At 71.4% G+C, this 22276-nt stretch carries 21 protein-coding genes; 11 read left to right on the top strand and 10 right to left on the bottom strand.

Features of this window, described 5'->3' with window-relative positions; genetic code table 11:
* Positions 1-85: 85 nt before the first annotated feature.
* Positions 86-1267 carry a GDSL-type esterase/lipase family protein gene (locus JHN45_RS19595; RefSeq protein ID WP_201049847.1) on the bottom strand — a complete coding sequence of 394 codons (1182 nt, stop codon included), beginning with the start codon at positions 1265-1267 and terminating at the stop codon, positions 86-88.
* Positions 1268-1393: 126 nt separating this feature from the next.
* On the opposite strand from JHN45_RS19595, the gene JHN45_RS19600 reads away from it, so the two are divergent.
* Positions 1394-2152: an SDR family oxidoreductase gene (locus tag JHN45_RS19600; RefSeq protein WP_201049848.1), complete on the top strand. Its 759-nt coding sequence runs from the start codon at positions 1394-1396 to the stop codon at positions 2150-2152.
* Between the two features lie 147 nt (positions 2153-2299).
* Positions 2300-3664 carry an FAD-dependent oxidoreductase gene (locus JHN45_RS19605; RefSeq protein ID WP_201049849.1) on the top strand — a complete coding sequence of 455 codons (1365 nt, stop codon included), beginning with the start codon at positions 2300-2302 and terminating at the stop codon, positions 3662-3664.
* A gap of 63 nt (positions 3665-3727) precedes the next feature.
* Here the strand turns inward: JHN45_RS19605 and JHN45_RS19610 are convergent, their stop codons facing one another.
* The gene (locus tag JHN45_RS19610) at positions 3728-4285 is read right to left on the bottom strand and encodes a dihydrofolate reductase family protein (protein ID WP_200712381.1); all 558 of its coding nucleotides are present in this window, start codon (positions 4283-4285) and stop codon (positions 3728-3730) included.
* A gap of 57 nt (positions 4286-4342) precedes the next feature.
* The gene (locus JHN45_RS19615; protein ID WP_201049850.1) at positions 4343-5281 is read right to left on the bottom strand and encodes a sigma-70 family RNA polymerase sigma factor; all 939 of its coding nucleotides are present in this window, start codon (positions 5279-5281) and stop codon (positions 4343-4345) included.
* Positions 5282-5319: 38 nt separating this feature from the next.
* Here JHN45_RS19615 and JHN45_RS19620 point away from each other — a divergent pair, with 38 nt between their 5' ends.
* The gene (locus JHN45_RS19620) at positions 5320-6285 is read left to right on the top strand and encodes a DUF1152 domain-containing protein (protein WP_201049851.1); all 966 of its coding nucleotides are present in this window, start codon (positions 5320-5322) and stop codon (positions 6283-6285) included.
* A gap of 18 nt (positions 6286-6303) precedes the next feature.
* Here JHN45_RS19620 and JHN45_RS19625 read toward each other — a convergent pair whose 3' ends face one another.
* Positions 6304-8382 (bottom strand): SpoIIE family protein phosphatase, encoded by a 2079-nt coding sequence (locus JHN45_RS19625; RefSeq protein ID WP_201049852.1) that lies wholly within the window; start codon positions 8380-8382, stop codon positions 6304-6306.
* A gap of 296 nt (positions 8383-8678) precedes the next feature.
* Here JHN45_RS19625 and JHN45_RS19630 point away from each other — a divergent pair, with 296 nt between their 5' ends.
* From JHN45_RS19630 to JHN45_RS19640, 3 genes are all read left to right on the top strand, one after another.
* Positions 8679-9098 (top strand): hypothetical protein, encoded by a 420-nt coding sequence (locus JHN45_RS19630; RefSeq protein WP_201049853.1) that lies wholly within the window; start codon positions 8679-8681, stop codon positions 9096-9098.
* A 268-nt stretch (positions 9099-9366) separates the two neighbouring features.
* A complete protein-coding gene (locus JHN45_RS19635) occupies positions 9367-10557 on the top strand; it encodes a hypothetical protein (RefSeq protein ID WP_236583823.1) in 1191 nt (396 codons plus the stop codon).
* A gap of 131 nt (positions 10558-10688) precedes the next feature.
* Complete coding sequence (locus JHN45_RS19640) at positions 10689-11960, top strand: alpha-L-fucosidase (protein ID WP_201049854.1); 1272 nt, start codon at positions 10689-10691, stop codon at positions 11958-11960.
* Positions 11961-11981: 21 nt separating this feature from the next.
* Here JHN45_RS19640 and JHN45_RS19645 read toward each other — a convergent pair whose 3' ends face one another.
* Positions 11982-12785: a helix-turn-helix domain-containing protein gene (locus JHN45_RS19645; RefSeq protein WP_201049855.1), complete on the bottom strand. Its 804-nt coding sequence runs from the start codon at positions 12783-12785 to the stop codon at positions 11982-11984.
* 156 nt (positions 12786-12941) lie between these two features.
* Between JHN45_RS19645 and JHN45_RS19650 the strand changes: the two genes are divergently transcribed.
* The 3 genes from JHN45_RS19650 (at position 12942) to tgmB (ending at position 14597) form a co-directional block, all read left to right on the top strand.
* Positions 12942-13238, top strand: a complete 297-nt coding sequence (locus JHN45_RS19650; RefSeq protein ID WP_201049856.1) for a YkvA family protein — start codon at positions 12942-12944, stop codon at positions 13236-13238.
* A gap of 164 nt (positions 13239-13402) precedes the next feature.
* Entirely contained in the window at positions 13403-13594 is a 192-nt protein-coding gene (tgmA, locus tag JHN45_RS19655) for a putative ATP-grasp-modified RiPP (protein ID WP_019070092.1), read from the top strand.
* 16 nt (positions 13595-13610) lie between these two features.
* Positions 13611-14597, top strand: coding sequence for an ATP-grasp ribosomal peptide maturase (gene tgmB / locus JHN45_RS19660; RefSeq protein ID WP_200712388.1), 987 nt, complete (start codon positions 13611-13613; stop codon positions 14595-14597).
* 24 nt (positions 14598-14621) lie between these two features.
* Here tgmB and JHN45_RS19665 read toward each other — a convergent pair whose 3' ends face one another.
* Positions 14622-15173, bottom strand: a complete 552-nt coding sequence (locus JHN45_RS19665) for a hypothetical protein (RefSeq protein ID WP_200712389.1) — start codon at positions 15171-15173, stop codon at positions 14622-14624.
* A gap of 46 nt (positions 15174-15219) precedes the next feature.
* A complete protein-coding gene (locus JHN45_RS19670) occupies positions 15220-16365 on the bottom strand; it encodes a serine hydrolase (protein WP_201049857.1) in 1146 nt (381 codons plus the stop codon).
* 200 nt (positions 16366-16565) lie between these two features.
* On the opposite strand from JHN45_RS19670, the gene JHN45_RS19675 reads away from it, so the two are divergent.
* A complete protein-coding gene (locus JHN45_RS19675; protein ID WP_201049858.1) occupies positions 16566-18602 on the top strand; it encodes a SpoIIE family protein phosphatase in 2037 nt (678 codons plus the stop codon).
* Positions 18603-18606: 4 nt separating this feature from the next.
* Here JHN45_RS19675 and JHN45_RS19680 read toward each other — a convergent pair whose 3' ends face one another.
* Entirely contained in the window at positions 18607-19074 is a 468-nt protein-coding gene (locus tag JHN45_RS19680) for a hypothetical protein (protein ID WP_201049859.1), read from the bottom strand.
* Positions 19075-19218: 144 nt separating this feature from the next.
* Between JHN45_RS19680 and JHN45_RS19685 the strand changes: the two genes are divergently transcribed.
* Positions 19219-20187 carry a GlxA family transcriptional regulator gene (locus tag JHN45_RS19685; protein WP_200712393.1) on the top strand — a complete coding sequence of 323 codons (969 nt, stop codon included), beginning with the start codon at positions 19219-19221 and terminating at the stop codon, positions 20185-20187.
* 5 nt (positions 20188-20192) lie between these two features.
* Here the strand turns inward: JHN45_RS19685 and JHN45_RS19690 are convergent, their stop codons facing one another.
* Together JHN45_RS19690 and JHN45_RS19695 are read right to left on the bottom strand one after the other, a co-directional pair.
* Positions 20193-20423, bottom strand: a complete 231-nt coding sequence (locus JHN45_RS19690; RefSeq protein ID WP_200712394.1) for a DUF5133 domain-containing protein — start codon at positions 20421-20423, stop codon at positions 20193-20195.
* A 74-nt stretch (positions 20424-20497) separates the two neighbouring features.
* Positions 20498-22270, bottom strand: a complete 1773-nt coding sequence (locus JHN45_RS19695) for an ABC transporter ATP-binding protein (protein ID WP_200712395.1) — start codon at positions 22268-22270, stop codon at positions 20498-20500.
* Positions 22271-22276 lie beyond the last annotated feature (6 nt).

Consider the following 22276-nt stretch of genomic DNA (forward strand, 5'->3'; position numbering starts at 1 on the left):
GGACGCGCTACCCAGCCACCGACGCGTTGACGATCCCGCTTCTGCCGCGCAGCCTAGCGAGCCGCCCCGCCTGCCACCAGACCGCTCAGGCCTGGGATCCGAACGGTCCGCCGACGCCGAAGGCCAGCCCGGCGAAGCGCTCGGCGATACGGCGGTGCGTCTCGGCGTCCGGGTGGAGTCGGTCGGGCAGGGGCAGTTCGGCGAAGTCCCGCTCGCCGTAGAGCTCACGGCCGTCGAGGTGGTGGAGGTGGGGGTCGTCGGCCGAGCGCTGCGCGACGATCCGGGCCAGTTCGTCGCGGATGACGTTGAGGGTCAGCTTCCCGGCGGCGCGTTCGGCGGGATCGCCCAGCGCGCTGAACTCCAGCCTCCCCTCCCTGAGTCCGGCGAAGTCCAGCAGGCAGGGGCCCGGGGTGTCCTCGTGCATCGGGCACAGGAGGGGCGAGACGACCAGCAGTGGAGTGGTCGGATGTCCCTCGCGGACGGTGTCGAGGAATCCGTGCACCGCCGGGCCGAAGGCGCGCAGTCGCATCACGTCGGCGTTGACCAGGTTGATGCCGATCTTGACGCTGAGCAGATCCGCGGGAGTGTCCCGCAGGGTGCGGGCGGTGAACTGGTCCAGCAGCGCGTTGCCACCGAAGCCGAGGTTGATCAGCTCCACCCCGCCCAGCGCGGCGGCCAGCGCCGGCCAGGTCGTGCTGGGGCTCGCGGCGAACGAGCCGTGGCTGATCGAACTGCCGTGATGCAGCCAGACGTTGCGCCCCCGGTCCGGCACCGGTTCGACGGGGGCGTCGGTGCGCAGGGCGACGAGCCGGGTGATCTCGTTGTACGGCAACCAGATCTCGACGTCCTTCTCGCGGTCGGGCAGGCCGGTGAAACGGACGGTGCCGACCGGGCCGGGCCGCTCCTTCACCGTCCCCGCGGCCATGTCCACCATCCTGACGTTGCCCCCGCTCACGCTCGCCTGCCCTGCGAGCCGCCCGTCGACGAGCAGGTCGTACAGGCCGTCGGGGGCGGGCGGGACGCCCTCGTAGGTGGTCGTGGTGCGCAGGGTGTCCAGCTCGACGGCGGTGGCCCGGGTGCGGAACACCAGCCGTACGCCCGAGGGTTGGGCCTCCACCGTCGCCAACTGCTCGTCGGCGCACTGGGCGCGGGCCCGGGCGGGCAGCCGGTGCGGCAGCAGTCCGTGTGCGGTGTGCTCCAGGTCGAGCGCACCGCGCACGAGGTCGGGCGTGAAGGGGGTGAGGGTCCATTCCGTGGGCGAGTCCATGTCTCCAGCCTGTCCAGGGGACACCCGATCCGCACGTCTCTCCCGCCTTGAGGTACGGATATGGCGTTCTCAAATAGCGAGAGGTAGCCTCTCATGCGTTCGTCACGTCTCGCCGGGGAGGCCGTCATGACAGGCACGATGCAGGGCAAGGTCGCTGTGATCAGCGGAGGTTCGACCGGCGTGGGGCGGGCCGTCGGGGCGCAGCTCGCCGAGGACGGGGCGCAGGTGGTGCTGCTCGCCCGGCGTGCCGACCGGCTGGAGACGGCCGCGCGGGAGATGGCGGGCTCGGTGCTGACGATCCCGACCGATGTCAGCAGCGGCGACAGCGTGCGGGCCGCCTTCGCTCAGGTCGAGGAGCGCTTCGGGCGGGTGGACATCCTGGTGAACAGTGCCGGCGTCGCCCGCATCCGGGCCATCGAGGAGACCGCGGACGAGGACATCCACGCCTGCGTCGGCACCAACCTGCTGGGCCCGATCCACACGATCCGCTCGGCCGTGCCCCTGCTGCGGGCGGCCGGGGGCGGCGACATCCTCAACATCTCCTCCGAGATCACCCTGGACCACATGCCGCTGATGGCGATGTACGCGGCGAGCAAGCACGGCCTGAACGGCTTCACCGCCGCGATGCACAAGGAGCTGCGCGGCGACGGCATCCGGGTCGCGCTGGTGATCCTGGGCTCCATCTCGGACAGCGCCTTCATCGAGAACTTCCCCGGCGAGGACCGGCAGCGCGCCGCACCGGTGTGGGAGGCGGACGGCTATCTGACCAGGGTGGGCGCCATGAAGCCGCTCCCCTCGGCCACCGTCGCCCGCGTGATGGTCCAGCTGCTGGCCACCCCGCCCGAGGTCGTGCAGGACGTGGTGCACATCCGCCCGGCCGGCTGAGGACCGCGGGCCGCGCCATGCGGCAACCTTGGACACCCCATAAGTCGGCCTTATGAGGTCATAGATCGGACCCGCGTACTGGGTTAGGCATGCCTTAGCTTAGGCTTCCCGTCGAGTCGCTTGTCATCGTTCGAAGGGAACCTGATCATGCCGCGCCCCCTGCGGGTAGCCATCGTCGGAGCCGGTCCCGCCGGGATCTACGCCGCCGACGCCCTGCTCAAGTCCGAGGTGGCCGCCGAACCCGGTGTGTCCATCGACCTCTTCGAGCGGATGCCCGCGCCCTTCGGCCTGATCCGGTACGGCGTCGCCCCCGACCACCCGCGCATCAAGGGCATCATCACCGCCCTGCACCAGGTGCTGGACAAGCCGCAGATCCGTCTCTTCGGCAACGTCGACTACCCGACCGACATCAGCCTCGACGACCTGCGCTCCTTCTACGACGCGGTGGTCTTCTCCACCGGCGCCACCGCCGACCGCGAGATGTCCATACCGGGCATCGAGCTCGACGGCTCCTACGGCGCCGCCGACTTCGTCTCCTGGTACGACGGCCACCCGGACGTCCCGCGCACCTGGCCGCTGGAGGCCGAGAAGGTCGCCGTCCTGGGTGTCGGCAACGTGGCTCTCGACGTGGCCCGCGTGCTCGCCAAGACCGGCGACGAACTGCTGCCGACCGAGATCCCGCCGAACGTCCACGAGGGCCTCAAGGCCAACAAGGCGCTTGAAGTCCACGTCTTCGGCCGCCGGGGCCCGGCGCAGGCGAAGTTCTCCCCGATGGAGCTGCGCGAGCTGGACCACTCCCCCAACATCGAGGTCATCGTCGACCCCGAGGACATCGACTACGACGAGGGCTCGATCACCACGCGTCGTGGCAACAAGCAGGCCGACATGGTCGCCAAGACCCTGGAGAACTGGGCGATCCGCGATGTCGGCGACCGCCCGCACAAGCTGTTCCTGCACTTCTTCGAGTCGCCCTCCGAGATCCTCGGCGAGGACGGCAAGGTCGTCGGCCTGCGCACCGAGCGCACCGCCCTCGACGGCACCGGCAACGTCAAGGGCACCGGCGAGTTCAAGGACTGGGACGTCACCGCGGTCTACCGCGCGGTCGGCTACCTCTCCGACAAGCTCCCCAAGCTGCCCTGGGACATCGACTCGGGCACGGTCCCGGACGAGGGCGGCCGGGTCATCCAGGAGACCGGCGAGCACCTCCAGTCGACGTATGTGACGGGCTGGATCCGGCGCGGCCCGGTCGGTCTGATCGGTCACACCAAGGGCGATGCCAACGAGACGGTCGCGAACCTGCTCGACGACCATGCCAACGGCCGTTTGCACACACCTGTTTCGCCCGACCCGGAGGCCGTGGAGGCGTTCCTCGCCGAGCGGAACGTCCGCTTCACCACCTGGGACGGCTGGTACAAGCTGGACGCGGCCGAGAAGGCGCTGGGCGAGCCGCAGGGCCGTGAGCGCGTGAAGATCGTCGAGCGCGAGGACATGCTCCGGGCGAGCGGCGCGTAGGCCCAACTCCCCTACAGATGAAGCCGTAGGGCCCGGCGGGCGTACCGCCGGGCCCTTCGCACATCAGCGCACGGCCCTCCCGTACCGGGCGAACACGGTGTGCCCCGGCTTCTCCACCTCCAGGCACTCCAGGTGCGCGGGCGGACCGCCCGCGGCGAAGAGCCGCTCGCCGGTGCCGACGACGGTGGGGAAGGTGATGAGCCGGTACTCGTCGACCAGATCCTCCGCCATCAGCGTGTGGACGACGCTCAGGCTGCCCATGACGATCACCTCGCGCTCCTCGCGTTTCACGGCGTCGGCGAGATCGCCGTCGAGGACGGTCGAGTTCGCCCAGGCCGAGGCGTCGGTCAGGGTGCGGGAGGCGACCAGTTTCGACGCGGCGTTCATGCGGGCGGCGAACGGGTCGTCGCGGCCCGGCCACAGCCGCGCGAACGCCTCCCACGTGCCACGGCCGAGCAGCAGCACCCCGTCGCCCAGGGTGTCGGCCAGCCGGAACCTGTCGCCCTCGATCTCCTCGCGGCCGTAGCGGAAGAGCCAGCCGCCGTACGGGGTGCCGTCGGACCCGTCGGGGTCGGAGACGACCCCGTCCAGGGTGGTGAACTGAATGACGGTGACGCTCATGATCCATTGTCCTTTCGGTCGATGCTCACCGGTACGTACCGGCGGCAGCGGCCGAACTCATCGCGGCGGGAGCGGTCGATCCGGGGAAATCCGCCGCGGCAGGTCGAAGGACGCCAGGACCTGCGGCTCGGTGAACACGACGTTGCCGGTGACACGGCCGCCTGCGACCGTGAACACCTGGATGCTGTGCAGCCACCGGCTTCCGTCGGGGTCCGCCGCGTACGCGGCGAGCGCGGGCTGCGAGTTGGCCGTGACCGGCCTCACCATCCAGTCCGTGCCCCGGAGTTCGAAGACGCGGCGCATGAACGCGCCGTAGTGCTCGGTGCCCCGGAACCAGAGCGGGACCGGCGGCATCTCGAGGACGACCGCATCGGCCAACAGCCGTACGAGGGCGGGGACATCGGCCGCCTCGAAGGCCCGCAGGTAGCGGTCGACCACCTCGCGCGCCTCGTGGTCGTCCGGTTCGGCAATCGTGTGGTCGTCGCCGATGTCGGTGAGGGCGGCGCGGGCGCGCTGGAGTGTGCTGTTGACGGCCGGGACGGAGGTGTCGAGCTGGTCGGCGACTTCGGCGGCGCTGAACTGGAGCACCTCGCGCAGCACGAGCACGGCCCGCTGTCGCGCCGGGAGCCGTTGCAGGGCCACGACCAGGGCGAGCCGCATGTCGGTCCGCGCCTCCATGTCGTAGCGCGCGTCGGGGAAGGGCTGGAGCCAGGAGATGTCGGTGGCCGGGGTGAGTGGTGTCATGGGGTCCTCGCCCGGCGCGCCGAGGCCGGACGGGAGGGGGCGGCGGGCGCGGCCTTCGAGGGCGGTGAGGCAGACGTTGGTGGCGATGCGGTACAGCCAGGTGCGGACGGACGCGCGGCTCGGGTCGTAGCGCTCGCGGGCCTTCCAGGCGCGCAGCATCGTGTCCTGCACCAGATCCTCGGCCTCGTGGAACGAGCCCAGCATGCGATAGCAGTACGCCACCAACTCGCCCCGGTACGGCTCGAAGTCCACGCGTCCATCATGGCGTACGGGGCTGTTAACGTCCTCCGGTGTTCTCCCTCCTCGAACCCCCGTTCTTCTCCCGGCTGCGCGACGCGCGCCGGATCCTCGTCGCCGGGGCCGGCGGCGGTTTCGACGTCTACGCGGGGCTGCCCCTCGCGCTCGCGCTGCGCTCGGCCGGCAAGGAGGTGCACCTCGCCAACCTGTCGTTCGCCGATCTCTACGGCCTCGACCAGGACGTGTGGGTGGAGCCGGACGTCGCGGCGGTGGGCCCCGACACGGCGGCGCGGGGGGACTACTTCCCGGAGCGTTCGCTCGCCCGGTGGCTCCGGCTGAACGACATGCCGTCCACGGTGTACGCGTTCCCGCTGACCGGCGTGCAGCCGCTGCGGGCCGCGTACCGCGCGCTGATCGACCACCTGGGCGGTGTCGACGCCGTCGTGCTCGTCGACGGCGGGACCGACATCCTCATGCGCGGCGACGAACACGGCCTCGGCACACCGGAGGAGGACATGGTCAGCCTCGCCGCGGTGGACGGGCTCGACGACGTGCCGGTGCGGCTGGTGGCGTGCCTGGGCTTCGGCATCGACGCGTACCACGGGGTCAACCACGCGCTGGTGCTGGAGAATCTGGCAGCCCTGGAGCGCGAGGGCGCCTACCTCGGCGCGTTCTCGCTCCCGCGCGAGAGCCGCGAGGGGCAGCTGTACCTCGACGCGGTGGCCCACGCACAGGAGTGCACGCCGGACCACCCGAGCATCGTCAACGGTTCCGTCGCAGCCGCCGTACGCGGGGATTTCGGCGACGTCCGCTTCACCGAACGCACGCGTGGCAGCGAGCTGTTCATCAATCCGCTGATGTCGCTGTACTTCTGCGTGGACGCTCCGGGGCTCGCGCGCCGCAACCTCTACCTCGACCGGCTGGCGCCAACCGCGTTGATCCGGCAGGTCAGTTCCCGCATCGAGGAGTTCCGCGACGAACTGCCCCGGCAGCGCCCACCGCGCGCCTACCCCCACTGACCGCCGGACCCGACGTGCTCAACTCGCCGGTGTCAGCGCCTGTTCGGCCCAGATGGTCTTGCCGGTCGCGGTGTGCCGGGTGCCCCAGTCGGCGGTGAGCTGGGCGACCAGGAGCAGGCCCCGGCCGCCCTCGTCGTAGATCCGGGCCCGGCGAAGGTGGGGCGAGGTGGAGTTGCCGTCGGAGACCTCGCAGATGAGCGTACGGTCGAGGATCAGGCGGAGTTGGATCGGTTCGGCGCCGTAGCGGATCGCGTTGGTGACGAGTTCGCTGACGACCAGTTCGGTGACGAAGGCCTCCTCCGTCAGTCCCCAGGCGTCGAGTTGGGCGGTGGCGAGCCTGCGGGCCTCGGAGACGCCCTCGAAGTCGGCTGCCAGGTCCCAGACTTGGACGTGGTCGGCGTCAAGTGCCTTGGTGCGCGCGAGCACCAGGGCCACGTCGTCGCCGGGGTGCTTCGGCAGCAGCGCGGAGAGCACCTGGTCGCAGCGGTCCTCCAGGGTGGAGCGCGATCCGGCCAGGGCCTGGCGCAGCCGGGAGATGCCGAGGTCCGGGTCCCGGTCGGCGGACTCCACCAGGCCGTCCGTGTACAGGGCGACGAGGGTGCCCTCCGGCAGTTCGAGTTCGGTGGTCTCGAAGGGCAGGCCGCCCACGCCCAGGACCGGGCCGACGCCGATGTCGACCACCTGCGTGGTGCCGTCCGGCAGGACGAGGACGGGCGGGGGGTGACCGGCACTGGCGGCGCTCAGCATCCGCGACACCGGGTCGTAGACGGCGTACAGACAGGTCGCCCCGGTGCCGCCGACGCCGGCCCGCCCGCCGTTCTCGTCGTCGCCGCCGAGCCGCAGGACCAGGTCGTCGAGGTGGGCCAGCAGTTCGTCGGGCGGAAGGTCGACGTCGGCGAGCGTCTGGACCGCGGTGCGCAGCCGCCCCATGGTCGCGGAGGCCTGGATGCCGTGGCCGACCACGTCACCGACGACCAGGCCCACCCGCGCGCCGGAGAGCGGGATGATGTCGAACCAGTCGCCGCCGACACCTGCCCGCGAGTCGGTGGGCAGATAGCGGCAGGCGACGTCGACCGCCGACTGCGGGGACGTGCCGCGCGGCAGCAGGCTCTCCTGGAGGGTGAGCGCGGTGGAGCGCTCCCTCGTGTAGCGGCGGGCGTTGTCGACGCAGAGGGCGGCCCGGCCGGCGATCTCCCGCGCCAGCGCGAAATCGTCCTGCGTGAAGGCGTCGGGCCGGGTGCGCAGCAGCACGGCGACGCCCAGTGTGGTGCCGCGCGCGATCAGCGGCACCGCCAGCAGTGAGGTGACGACGAAGCCCCGCATCTTCGCGGCCCGCGCCGGGACGCCCGCGATCCACCGGTCGAAGTCCGGGTCGCCGCTCCCGCTGAGCACCGGACGGCCGGTGTGCAGGGCGCGGGCGGGCGGTGAGAACGGCGGGTAGGCGTCGCTGGCGCCCAGGCCGATCACGGCCTCCGGGGTCCCCGGCTCGGTGGACAGATGCGCGGTCCGGCGCAGCACGACGTCCGCGTCGAGGCCGCCGTCCTCGGGCTCCTCGCCGTGCATCACCGCCTCCAGCAGGTCCACGCTCGCGAAGTCGGCGAAGCGCGGGACGACCAGTTCGGCGAGTTCGCGCGCGGTGCGATCGAGGTCGAGGGTGGTACCGACGGAGACGGCGGCCTCGTCGAGCACCGCGAGCCGCTGCCGGGCCCAGTGCTGCTCGCTGCTGTCGAACCCGGCCATGCCTACGGCGCAGACCTCGCCCCGGTCGTCCCGGACCGGCCACAGCTCCAGGTTCCAGGCGTGCTCGCGGATTCCGGACGGGGCGCGGGTGTAGCTCTCGTAGTGCGCGGGTTTGCCCGTGGCCGCCACATCGCGCAGTGCCTGGAGGGTGCCCAGCTGGTCGACGTCCTCGGGCAGCCCGTACGGGAAGGCGTGGCCGCGCAGGGCCTCCTCGCCGAGCCCCATCACCTCGCAGGCCACGGCGTTGAGCCGCAGATACCGCTGGGAGGCGTCGAACACCGACATCGAGAACGACGCCTGCCGGAACGCGCGCTCCGTCAGTGCGCGCTCGTCGTCGTCCCCGCGGGCGGGATCCATGGGTTCAGTGTGCTCCCGCACCCGGACGCCAACAACCGGGCGCCTGACCGGGGCGAACGGGCCCGACGGGATCGAACGAATACTTGGGGTCCGTAAATGCTGTGAAGTGCCCCACGACGGGTAGTTCTTAACTCAGCGCCTCTTCCGCGTGAACACCTCCACTCAAAGGAACTGTGGTCTTGGCTCTCGCGTACCCTGACGCCCCGTCAGCCCGTCGACCCGGGCGTACCTGGACTATTCGCATCACAGGTCACCGCGACCGCACCGCCTCGGTCAGCTGCTCCTCCGGGTGCGGCATGCCCGTCCGGTCGCGTGACATCCCGGCCCTGCGCCGCTTCGCCGAAGCCCATGCGGCGGCCCACGTCAGAGCGGCGACCGTACGCCCCGACGCGGCCTGCGGCTGCCGTCGGCAGCGGTGTGCGGCGCACGAGGGGACCCGGGTCGACTGCTCGGGCTCGGTGCTGCTCGTGCTGCGGCACGATCCGGCGGTCGGCCAGGTGTGGACCCTGTCCGAGGTCTGCGCGGCCTGCGCCTCGCTGATGACCCACACCCGGGTCGTCGGCAAGCCCGCGCCGCGCACCCGGCCGCCGCGCGAGGAGGCGGTCGTGCCGCTGCAGGCATCGCCCCCGGCGAGCGCGCGCTCGGTACCGGCCGGATTCAGCGCGCCACCGGCCGAGGCGGGTGTGCCGTCCAGGCCGGACCGTCGGCGGCGGTGACGTGTGCGGTGCGGGACACACGGAAGGGACCCACCCCGAGCGGATGGTGGGCGGGTCCCGTCCGCGCCACCATTCTGCGGACCGGGCCATGTCAAAGGCACGTGTGAAACCCCGCCGCCCGGAGCGGACCGATCACACCCCGCGCGTATGCTCACGCGGGATCGCAGGAATTCCGGGCATACGAGACTCCACGACCCCCGCTTGACCCGCCAAGATCTCCAACGCCCATACTGGTGGGTCAGCCCCGCCCCCGCCCGCAGATTGGCCTATGTCGAACTCCTCCACAGCTCCGCCCACGATCCCCCACACGGTGTGGCTGGCTCGCGGCCGCCACGTCGGGTCCCAGGACGCGGCGGGTGTCGTACGGCGACAGTTGCAGCGACTCAAGGACCGCGAGGTCATCGACGACCACATGGAACCGGACGAGGATCAGGGCCATGATCCCCGGGAGCTGGTCTTCGAGGCCCGTTGGCGGGTCGAGGGGACGGTGACCGTGCGGGCGCGGCTCACACTTCCGGCGCTGCCGGAGCCCGGCTCGCCCGCCGCTCCGGCTTCGACCGACGGACGGGAATGGATCCTGGTCGCGGAGGCCGAGCAGGTCTGGGATCCCCGGTGGCCCTCCCCCGCGACCGTGTTCTGGCCCGAGGACGCCGACACGGGCTGGGACCACGCGCCGGTCCCGGGGCTGCGCTTCGGGGAGGTCAATCCGCTGCCGTCGGACGAGAAGGATCTACGGCGGCTGTTCCGGAGTTGCGCGCTCGCCGGCTGGAGCATCCACGTCGTCGTGCACGAGGCGATGACCCCGGACGCACAGGGTCGGCTCCCCCTCGCCCGGCTGCTGCCGGCGAGTCTGCGGCACTGCGTGGTCGAGCACCGGGCCACACCCGATCAACTACGCTCCGTCAATTGGGCGTTGCTGCGCGAGTTCGACTTCCAGGTGCCGCGCGGCGGGGCCGTGGTGCTGCCCACCAACCCTGCCGCCCCCGGCTACGACGTCCGTGACTTCTCCGTGCGCAGCGTCTTCCTCGACGGCTCCGAGCCCACCGAACTCGTGGACGTGCTGTGCCGCTACGCGGCCTCCGCGCGTCCCCTGCCGGAGGGCGGCGCCGAGGCCGTCACCGCGCTGCGCGAGCAGTGGAGCCTGATGACCCTGGAGGAGGAACTGGCCCGGGAGCGCAGGCTCGTGGCCATGTACGCCGAGGCGCTCGAAGCGATGACGAAGTCCCGGGACCTGTACCGGGAGTCCGCCGACCGCGCCAACGAGGCACTGGCCGCGTTGCGCGAGTCCGGCGGCGCAATCGTACCGGGCGAGTCTCCCTCGTCGGCCGGGTCCCCGTTCCAGCGGACCTTCGGCCGCTTGCGGGACGTGACGAAGGCGCTGCGCCCCGCGACACCGCCGGCCGACGTGGACCGTGTCGATCCGCCACATGACGGCGACCGGTCGGCCGACGAGCGGTAGAGGGCGTCTCCGGCTTCCAGAACCCTCGGTCACGCGAGAGGCCGACACGGCGAGGTGGGGGTGGTGAAAATGGACCACCGATGGTGATCACCGCCCACGCGCCGCGCCGCCTTGCGGCCTAGCTTGGCGGTATGCCGATGCAATCCTGGTTCCGCGATGCCAAGTTGGGCATCTTCGTCCACTACGGGATCTACGCCGTCGACGGTGTGCCGGAGTCCTGGTCGTTCTACACGGGCCAGGTTCCGCACGACCAATACATGCGCCAGCTGGACGGGTTCACCGCCGCGCGCTACGAACCGCGGGACTGGGCAAGGCTGTTCGCACGTGCCGGTGCCCGGTACGCGGTGCTGACCGCCCGGCACCACGACGGTGTGGCCCTGTGGGACTCGGCCCACGGCGACCTGGACGTCGTCCGCCGCACCCCGGCCGGCCGCGATCTGATCGGGCCCTATGCCGAGGCACTGCGCGAGGAGGGCCTCAAGGTCGGGCTCTACTACTCCCACTCCGACTGGAACCACCCCGACTACGCCAGCACCGTCCATCCGCAGCCGCCGGAGGAGGAGATACGCGCCAACCCGTACGCCTCCGCCCGGCCCGGCGAGGAGGATCCGGCCGCCTGGGCGCGTTACCTCGCCTACCGCGACGGCCAGGTCGGCGAGTTGGTGGCCCGCTTCCGGCCCGACCTGCTGTGGTTCGACGGCGAGTGGGAGCGGGCCGAAGAGCAGTGGGGCCTGCGGGAGTTGGCGGAGCTGATCCTCGCCGGGAACCCCGACACCGTCCTCAACGCCCGCATGCTGAGCCACGGCGACTACGCGACGCCCGAACAGGGGGTGCCGCTGCAAGCGCCGGACGGGCCTTGGGAGTTGTGCCTGACGGTCAACGACTCGTGGGGGTTCCAGCACCAGGACGAGCATCACAAGTCGGTGCGGCAGCTGGTGCGTTACTTCACGGAGACCATCGGCATGGGCGGCAATCTGCTGCTCGACGTGGGCCCGAAGGAGGACGGGACGATCCCGCCCGCGCAGGTGGAACGCCTCGAGGGGCTCGGCGCGTGGATCGCCCGGCACTCCGAGGCGGTGTACGGCACGGTGGCCGGTCTGCCCGCCGGGCACCACTACGGGCCGAGCACCCTGTCCGCCGACCGCCGCACGCTGTACCTGGTGTGCTTCGACCCGCCGCGCGAGTCGGTGTCGGTGCGCGGCCTGCGTACGCCCGTCAAACGGGTCACGGTGCTCGGTACCGGCGCGGAGCTCGGCCACGACGTGATCGGCGGGCTCGGCGAGGTTCCGGGTGTGACGTGGATCGACGCCCCGCGGGCCGCAGATGTGGACGAGCGGGCGACGGTCCTGGCGGTGGAGCTGGACGGGGAGTTGGACCTGTACCGGGGTACGGGCCGGAACTGATCCGCAGGGTACGAGCGGGATTCACCCGGTGCCGGCGCGAACCGCCCTCGGCGAGGCGCCCAGTTCGCGTCGGCACGCCTTGTTGAAGGCCTGGAGGTCGCCGATGCCGACGGCCGCCGCGATCGCCGGGACGGACAGGGTGGACTCCCGCAGCAGGTGCCGTGCGTGTTCCAGGCGGCGGTGCCGGATGTAGGCGACGACCGTGGTGCCCAGTTCGGCGCGGAACAGCCGGATGAGGTGGTTGTGCGAGACGCCGGCCGCGCGCGCCACCTCGGGCACCGTCAGCGGCGCCGCCAGACGCGCCTCGATGTGTGCGACCGCGAGGGCGAGCGCGGGGTGGGGTCCGGCGGCGTCACCGGCGGCCGGGGTCGCGAGGTCGGCGACCCGCCACAGCACGGTCCACAACTCGGCAGCGGCACGGGCGGAGTTGCCCGGCGCCGCCGCGACGGCCCGCAGCATCAGGTCGGTGAGCACGGGCGTCTGCGTACCGGCGTCCTGCATCACGGGAACGGTCAACCGCTCACCGGCGAAGGTGAGTTCCAGGTGGGCGAAGAGATGCTCGGAGCGGCCGCGGTAGTGGAAGCGCACCAGCGCGCCGGGCGGCACCAGGCTCACATGGCCGGGCCTGATCGCGTGCGGCACCCCGTCGACGGTCAACTCCGCCTCGTACCGGTAGAGATGGAGCTGCCAGAGGTCAGGCAGCCGGAACACGTCACGTGGACTCACCGTGCCGTGCACACCGACGCCGAGGCCGGCGACGCGCGGTGGGGCGTCGAGGCCGATCCGTACGTGGGTTCCCGTTCCCGTCCCGCTGGTCGCGCTCACGGTGAAAACGTACCAGTGCCCGACATGGGGTCGGTGACTGTCAAGACTCTTCCGGGCGTTCGGGTGTGATGTTCCCCTCTTCGGCAATACCGGGGCCTCAACCGGGCATCCGGATAGGGCACATGTCGTGCGGCCGGACCGGAAAAGGGGGAGCCCGTGGACTCGACCACAACCGTGATCGTCGTCGCCGTGGTGCTCGCGGTGGCGCTGCTCGCCGTGGCCGTCGGAGTGCTGGTGCGGCTCGTCCGTATGCGGCGCGGACTGCGGCGCGCAGGGCTTCCGACCGGCCCCAAATGGGTTTTCTGGGGTGCCGTCCTCTACTTCGTGCTGCCGACCGACCTGATGCCGGATCCCGTGCACCTGGACGACATCGCCGTACTTCTTCTCGCCCTGCGCTCGATGCGCAAGTCCCTCGGCGAGCAGGAGGAGGGGCGGCCGGGCGACCTCGGCTGAACCCGTCACGGCTCTTACCTTCCTTACCGTGGTTACGCAGAGTAAGGAAACCATTCACTCGTTCGATTCGTATAAGTCTCTGGAAGCAGACGGAAGTCAGCGGGCCAAGCGACCTCGCGGGGTGGCCACCGCTTGCACGAGGCAGTACCGACGAGGGAGAGACGATGCAACCGTTCGCGCTCAACTACGCTCGCCCGGCAGCACAGTTGGAGCTCACCACTCCGTACAGCTACGACTCCGGACTGCAGTTGAACGTGCTCGCCGACGGACGGGTCGCCGCCCATGATCTCGCTCTGCTGAGAGAACTGGGGACCACGACGTCCACCGCGGGATCGAAGACTCACTTCGACGACTGAACGCGGAACGACGAAAATGACCGTATTGGTCCTTACCTGCGAAGAGGACGTCACCGCGGACCTGGTGATGGTGCATCTGCACGCGGCCGGCGTCCCCGTGGTCCGGATCGATCCCGCCGACCTCACCGGCGGGGTCGCGCTCTCCGGCGAGTACGTCCACGGAGCCTTCCGCGGCCATCTCGCGGTCGGCGGGCGGCTGGTGAGCGTGAGCGGACTGCGTTCCATCTGGGTGCGCAGACCGGGCGCCCCGGCGACCCGCGCACCGCAGCCCTCCGCGTGGCTCACCGAGGAGGCGTCACAGGCGCTCTACGGCATGCTGCGCGGCTCCGGCGCCCGCTGGATGAACCACCCCGACGCGGCGCGCCGCGCCCGGCACAAGCCCTGGCAGCTGCGGCTGGCCCAGCGCAGCGGGCTGCCGGTGCCCGCCACGCTGATCACCACGTTCCCGCAGGCCGCCCGCGAGTTCTCGCGGCGCTTCCCGGACCTGGTGGTCAAGCCTGTCTCCGGTGCCCACCCGCAGGATCCGCCCCGGGCGGTGCCGACCAGCCGAGTCGCGCCGGACACCGACTTCGCCGCCGTGGCCTTCGGTCCCACGCTGCTGCAACGGCGGGTCGCCAAGCGCGCCGACATCCGGCTCACCGTGGTGGGCGACCGGATGCTGGCCGCCCGGATGGCGACCGCCCCGGACGCGGACCCCGCCGAGGTCGACGTCCGCTTCGCCACCCCCGCGCAGCCCTGGCACCCCACCGAGGTCCCGCCGCGCATCGCCGAGGCCGTCCTCACATATCTGCGCGAGGCCGAACTGGCCTACGGCGCCTTCGACTTCGCCGAGGACGGGGACGGGACCTGGTGGTTCCTGGAGTGCAACCAGTCGGGCCAGTTCGGCTTCGTCGAGGCGGACACCGGCCAGCCGATCGCCCGCACCATCGCGGAGTGGCTGGCCCTGCCCGCCGACCCGGAGCGGGAGGGTCTGGTCAACGGGTCGGACAGCACGGTCGCTTGAGGTAGCGGAAACGGTTCGCCGCAGTCACAGCTCGCAGTCGTCCTGCCAGTTGCACGCGCCACAGATGACCAGCCGCAGCGCCCGGTCGTGGTGATGGTCGACCGTGACGTACGGGCGCAGCCGTTCGCTGCTCTCGCCGCACCGCGGGCAGCTCGCGAACAGCCCCAGAGGGCCGAAGTCGCTGATCGCCAGGGTGCTTTCGGCGGGTGTGCCCCGAACGGGGAGCGGAGGCACGAGGGCCGGGAAGCCGAGGCGCACGATCATCGCCGCCGCCTCGTCCGACACCCGGCCCCAGCCCTGGGCGAGCCGTACGTGGCGCAGCCCGGCGAGGGCGGACGGCAGCGGTGTGTCGTCGAGTCGGACGGGCACGTGCGCGGCGAGCGGCGCGGGTTCCGTCTGCGTTCGGTCCCACGCCGCCGACCACAGCAGGACGACGACGGTCTCCGGGTCGGGGGCACCGTCGGAGGCGGTCGGCCACACGGCGGGCACGACGTCGGCCCCGGCACGTCCCAGCGCGTCCGCGAGCGCGAACGCCGCCCGCTCGTCCTGCCGTTGATAAGTGAGTCGCGTGTGCACGCACTCATGGTGCGGCATGCCGGAGGCGTCCGGCACGCCTGTGGTGTTACGACCCGTATGTCCCCAGGAGGGCGCACACCGCGTCCTCCTCGACCGCGCGCACTTTGCTCAGCAGAGCGGCGTTCCCGGCCTGGTTCACCTGAGTTGTCAATGAGAAAGTGAGCGCGCGCCGACCGTCGGGGGTCGCCGCCATCAACTGTGTGTAACCAAGGGTGTTCCCGGTATGTCCCAGTACGACCCCGCAGCGGGTCTCGTAGCGGAAGATGGCCAGGCCCGCGCTGTTGCGACCCGGTCCCGCCGGTTCGGAGGCACCGGGGACCCAGTGCCGCTGTTCCCGCAGCGCCGCCCGCGAGGTGAGGGCTCCGGAGGCGTAGCCGCCGATGAACGTCGCCAGGTCGCGGGGCGACGAGGTGATGCCGCCGGACGCCCACACGCCCGACATGCCGATCGTCTCGCTGACGTCCTCGGGTCCCGACGGTCCGCCGACCGCGTAGCCGTGCATGTACGGCTCCGGCATCCGGAATCCCTGCGGCAGGCTCGTGTCCCGCAGGCCGAGCGGCCGGTACACGTCGTGGCGCAGCAGATCCTCGTAGCGCGCGCCGGTCGCGGCCTCCGCCATCAGCGCCACGGCGATGTTGTCGGAGTTGGAGTACTGGTACTGCGAGCCGGGCGTGAACCGCAGCGGTTCTCCCGCCACGAAGTCGAGCAGGTGCCGCGAGTCGAAGTGGTGGTGCGGGTCGGCCTGGATGAGGCTCCGGAACTCCGGGCTCTGGCTGAAGTCCGGGAGCCCACTGGTGTGCTGGAGCAGCTGACGCAGCGTCACGGCCCGCCAGTCCTTGGGGAGTTGGGGCAGTCGCCTGCCGATCGTGTCGTCGAGGGAGAGCCGGTGCTGTCGTACGAGACTCAGGGCCACCGCCCCGCTGAACGCCTTGCTGGTGCTCGCCGTCCGGGTGTGGTCGCGCGGTTCGAGCGGGCGGCCGGTGGTGAGGTCGGCGGTGCCGGCCCGCAGGACGCGCTGCCGGTCGCCGTCGCGCAGCACGACGATCACGCCGGGCGGGCCGTCGGGAGCGGCGACCAGTTCGTCGAGGCCGCGTTGCAGGGAACGGTCGTCGGCCGCGGCGGGCGACACGGGCACGAGGGCGCCGACGCACCCGGCGACCAGGAGGGAGACGAGACGGAGCGGAAAGGGCATCGGGTGTCCTGTGGGGAGTGGGGGCAGGGCACCATCAGAATCCGGGGGCTCGACGGCGCTCGCACGGGTACGTGCTCCATACGGCCCCGTCCGCTCCCCCTCCGCACGGTGTTGCCGGGCGGGCCGGGCTGTGCCGTAATCGGATGACCCGCGGTTCGGATCCTGACGGTGCCGTGAACCCGTCGGAAGGAGCGGCCGGGATGGACGCTTACGGTGCCGGGGACGGCGTATCGGCCGCCTCGGGAGGACTGCTCGACCTGTTGCAGGTCGCGGCGGTGGTCCTGGACGCCGGCGGGTACATCGCGCTGTGGAGTCCCGAGGCGGAGCAGCTGCTCGGCTACTCCGCAGAAGAGGCGCTGACGCAGCGCGCCGACCGGCTGCTGGTGGCACCCGACGACCGGGTCCGGGCCCGTGAACTGTTCGCCCAGGTGGGCTCCGGTGCCCGCTGGGCGGGAGTCTTCCCGCTGCTGCACCGGGACGGCACCGAGCGGCCCGTGGAGTTCCGCACGATGCGGCTGCGCGACAGCCACGGCCAGGCGCATCTGCTGGGTCTCGCGGCGGACGCGACGACGGTTCGGGGCGTGGAACGGGACCTGGCGCTCTCCCACAGCCTCGTGCGGCAGACACCGGTGGGCATCGCCGTGTTCGACACCGATCTGCGGTGGGTCACGGTGAACCCGGCCCTGGAGCGCATCAACGGCGTACCGGAGGCGGAGGTCGTCGGGCGCCGGGTCGGCGAGGTGCTGCCGGGTCTCGACGTGGCGGCCATCGAGTCACGGATGCGGCATGTGCTGATCACCGGCAAGCCGCTGCTCGACCAGCAGACCGTGGGCCGTACGCCGGCCGACACCGTGGAGCGCGCGTACTCGGAGTCGTACCACCGCATCGAGGACGCGCAGGGCCGGGTGCTCGGGCTCGCGATGGCCGTCCTGGACGTCACCGAACGGGAGCAGGCGGCGGCCGAGGTCGCGCAGGCTCGCCAGCACCTGTCCGTCGTGGCGGAGGCCGGGGTGCGGATCGGGACGACGCTGGACCTCCAGCAGACCGCGCGGGAGCTGGCCGACGTGGCGGTGCCGCACGTGGCCGACCTGGCCGCCGTCGACGTACTGGAGTCGGTCGTGGCGCACGGCGGAATCACTCCGGTGGCCGGTGACGCACAGGTCGAGTTCCGGGCGCTGGCCGTCGCGGCCGGATACCTCACCGACGCGATCCACGCGGCGGACCCGGTCGGCGAACTGGCCACCTACGGCCCCCACCGCATCATCACCCAGTGCGTCCGCGAGGCCGGGCCGATCCTGGTGGAGCGCGTGGACCGGCCGATGATGCGGCGCATCGCCAGGGACGGACGCGCCGCCCAGACCCTGCACGCGGCGGGCGTCCACTCCTACCTCGCCGTCCCGCTGATCGCCCGCGGCGAGGTGCTCGGCACGCTGAGCCTCTACCGCACCGTCAATGAGCGCCCCTTCGACGAGCAGGACCGTGTCCTCGCCTCGGAACTCGCCGCGCGCGCCGCGATCTGCATCGACAACGCCCGCCTCTACGGCCGTGAGCGCACCACCGCGCTGACTCTGCAACGCAGCCTGCTGCCACCGGCCCCGGCCCGGCAGGAGGGGCTCGACATCGCCGCCCGCTATCTGCCGGCGCTCAGCGAGGTCGGGGGCGACTGGTACGACGTGCTGCCGCTGGGGCCCGGCCGGACCGGGCTCGTCGTGGGCGACGTGATGGGCAAGGGGGTCCAAGCCGCCGCCATCATGGGGCAGTTGAGCAGCGCGACCCGTGCGCTGGCCCGACTCGACCTGCCGCCCGCCGAGTTGCTGCACCACCTCGACGACCTCACCGGCTCCCTCGACACGATCGCGACGTGCGCGTACGGCGTGGTCGACCTCGGTCGGGGCACCTGCGCCCTGTCCAGCGCCGGGCATCTGCCGCCCGTCCTGATCCGCCCCGACGGCTCCGCGGAACTCCTCGACATCCCCGGCGGAGTCCCGCTCGGTGTCGGCGGGGTGGACTTCGGGACCGCCGAAGTGCCGTTCACCACGGGCGCGTTGCTCGCCCTGTACTCCGACGGGCTGGTGGAGAACCGGGGTGAGTCGATCGACGTCGGACTGCACACGCTGACGCGGCTGTTGCAGAGTTCCCGGCGCCCCCTGGAGCAGACCAGCGACATGCTCCTCAACGCGCTGCGCCCGGAGCCCGACGACGATGTGGCGCTCCTCCTGGTCCGCGCCACGGGCTGACCGGTCAGGCGCCGGTGGTCGAGCCGGGGCGGATGATCATGAGGACGGTGACGGTGGCCCACAGCAGGTTGAAGATGCCGGTGAACATGGCGAGTTGAACGGTCCCCGCGCGCTCCACGGGCCGCCCCGCGCCGAGTTCCTGCAGGAGTTCGTCCTGACGGGGCAGGACGAAGGCGATCAGGAGGCCGGCCGCCACCGCGGTGAGGGTGATGGAGGCGATGAGCCAGCCGCTGCCCAGGACGCCCATCGCGGCGGCGGTGGCGAAGCCGAAGAGGGGCACGGCGAGGCCGACCGCGCCGTAGAGGCGGCAGATGCGGTGCAGCAGTCGTACGGTCGTCACCCCCGCGTCGGGACCGTCCGTACCGGTGAGAGCGCGGCGAGCCGCCGGTGGGAACATGCTGGCGGCGACGGTCACGGGGCCGACCGCGACGATGGCGGCCAGCACGTGCAGTGCGAGAAGGATCTTGGTCACCGGCCCAGGCTAGGGATGTCCGGGCCGACCGTACAGGGGCTGGAACGACAGCTTCCAACGGATTCCCGCCAACCCCTGTGGTCAGGCATCAAGGGCATAGGGCGGTGTCACAGAGGTGGCGGGAATCTGCCTATCGTGGTGTTCATGCATACCGTCGCGATCCTCGTTCTCGATCATGTGGTGCCGTTCGACATGGCGACGCCGATGGAGGTGTTCGGCCGTACCCGGCTGCCCGACGGCCGGAACGCGTACCGGATCCGGGTGTGCGGCGAGACGCCGGAGGTGCGGACGGACGGGTTCGCGCTGCGGGTCGACCACGGCCTTGAGGCGCTGGCGGACGCCGACACGATCATCGTCCCCGGCCGCTCGGAGCAGGCCGGGCCGCCCTCCGCGCGGGTGCTGGAGGCGCTGCGGGAGGCAGCGGCGGCGGGCACCCGGATCGTGTCGATCTGCGTCGGTGCCTTCGTGCTCGCCGCGGCCGGACTGCTGGACGGGCTGCGCGCCACCACGCACTGGATCGCCGCGGACCTGCTGGCCCGCGAGTATCCGCTGGTCGAGGTGGAACCGGACGTACTGTACGTCGACAACGGGCAGATCCTCACCTCGGCCGGGGCCGCCGCCGGGCTCGACCTGTGTCTGCACCTCATCCGCCGGGACTTCGGCTCGGCCGTCGCCGCCGACGCGGCCCGCCTCTCGGTCATGCCGCTCGAACGCGAGGGCGGGCAGGCCCAGTTCATCGTGCACCGGCACCCACCGGTCCCACAGGGTTCGACCCTCGAACCGCTCCTCCAGTGGATCGAGGACAACCTCGCCCACGAGGTCACCCTGGCGACGCTGGCGACGCGATCGGGCATGAGCGAGCGGACGTTCAGCCGCCGCTTCCGCGAACAGACGGGCAGCACACCGCTCCAGTGGCTGCTGCGCGCCCGGGTCCGACGCGCCCAGTACCTGCTGGAGAACAGCGACCATCCCATCGAACGCGTCGCCCAGCAGGCCGGGTTCGGCTCCCCCACCGCGTTCCGCGAACGCTTCCGCAAGGTGGTCGGCACCAGCCCGCAGGCGTACCGCTCGGCGTTCCACGGCCGGACGGCGCGCGAAGTGGCGGTCTCCTGAAGGCGCTACGCGAGGGCGCGGTCGTCGGCGGCCGCGCCACGCGCCGCCGCCAGCAGGGCGTCCGCCTCGACGATGGCTTCCCGGATGTCCGTGGTGCCCGTCATCACGCACAGGGTGTAGCTGACGTCGTTCAACTCGGCGGCCGTCTGCGGGCGTTGCCGCTCCGACTGGGCGATGCGGAGCACCGCGTACCGGGTGAGCAGTTTCCTGACGGCCTTCGGGTCCGGCACGAGCACGGAGCGCCCCTCTCTCGTTGTGCACTCCGTGTGCCCCGCCGAAGCCGGATCAAGCACCCGGCCACGAGATCCGGTCAGGCGACCTGCCCGCCGTGCAGCGCCGTGTACGCCCCGCCACGGCGCAGGAGTTCGTCGTGCGTGCCGACTTCGAGGATCTCCCCGTCGCCCATCACCACGATCCGGTCGGCGCCCCGGACGGTGGACAGTCGGTGCGCGACGACGAAGGTCGTACGGCCGTGCAGCAGTCGGGCGAGGGCCTGTTGGACGAGGGCCTCCGAGCGGGTGTCCAGGGCCGAGGTCGCCTCGTCCAGGACGAGCACCTTTGGGTCGCGGATCAACGCCCGTGCGATGGCGAGGCGTTGACGCTGTCCGCCGGACAGCCGGGCCCCGCGTTCGCCCACCAGGGTGTCCAGTCCCTGCGGCAACTTGTCCACGAACTCGAGGGCGTTGGCATCGCGCAGTGCCACGCGCACCGACTCCTCGTCCGCGTCGTCCATGCCGTAGGCCACGTTGTCGCGGATGGTGCCGTCGAAGAGGATCGACTCCTGGGGGACGACCGAGACGAAGCGGCGGTAGGTGCGCAGGTCGAGGGTGTTCATGTCGGTGCCGTCGAGGAGGAGTTGGCCGGCGGTGGGGCGGATGAAGCCGATGACGAGGTTGAGGACCGTGGACTTGCCGGCGCCGGACGCGCCGACGAGGGCGACGGTCTCGCCGGGTGCGACGGTGAGGGTGAAGTCGTTGACGGCGGGGCGGAGTTGGCCGCCGTCGTAGGTGTGGCCGACGCTCCGGAAGGTGACGGCTCCGCGTACCGCGGTGACCATCTCCTTGCCCTCGTTGTCCTCCAGCTCGGGCGCCTGGAGCACCTCGCCGACCGACCGGACCGATTCCAGACCCTTGGTGATGACCGGAGCCAGGCCCATCAGGGTCGTGGTGGAGTTGGTGAGGGTCGTCAGGAAGGCGCTGAGCATGACGACATCGCCCGCGGTGACGCCCCAGACGCCGTAGTACGACACCAGGGCCCCGCCGGCGAGGACCAGGACGCCGACCACGTTCAGGACGACCCAGGCCAGCGAGCCGAAGCGGCCGTTGAGCAGGTCGAGGCGGTTTCCGGTGGTGAGGAGGCGGCGCAGGGTGCCGTCCATGCGGCGCAGGGCCTTGCCCTCCAGGCCGTGGGCGCGGGTGACCGGGATGAGGCGGGTCATCTCCGTGACGCGTGAGGACAGGGTCTCGACCTCGTGACGGAAGTGCTCGTTGTGGGTACGGAGGCGGGCTCGCAGCCGGGACACCAACAGAGCTGCGACCGGCACGACGACCACGAAGACGGGCACGAACTCCGGTGTCCGGATGCCGATGATGACCAGGCCGCCCGTGAGCACGGTGATCGCGCCGAGCCCGGTCTCGGCGGTCTGCTGGACCATCTGCTCGACGGTCTCCACGTCCCGTACGACCTTGGCCTGGAGCACCCCCGCGCTGACCCGGGAGTGGTAGCCGATGGAGAGCTGCTGCATCCGCGTGCACAGCGCCGAGCGCAGGTCGGTGCCCATGCGGCGGACGCTGCCGTAGAGGAGGCGGACGTAGAGGACGTGCAGAGGGTAGTTGATCAGCAGGATGAACAGGATGACGCCGGTGCTGATCCAGAGTCTGCTGACGGGCTGGTGCTGGACGACCGTGTCGATGATGGACGCGGTGATCAGCGGGAGCAGCCAGATGGGGCTGTGCTTGATCGTGAACACGACCACGGCCAGGGCGAGGCGTCTGCGGTCCTCGCGGAACAGGTAGGCCAGCGTGCGGATCGGGTGTTCGTCGCGGTAGCGGTGGTCGAGCGGTTTGTCCGTGGACGACGCCATCGGTGG

Origin of the sequence: Streptomyces sp. MBT53 (assembly GCF_016654115.1) — a bacterium.
In the GTDB taxonomy this organism is placed as follows: domain Bacteria; phylum Actinomycetota; class Actinomycetes; order Streptomycetales; family Streptomycetaceae; genus Streptomyces.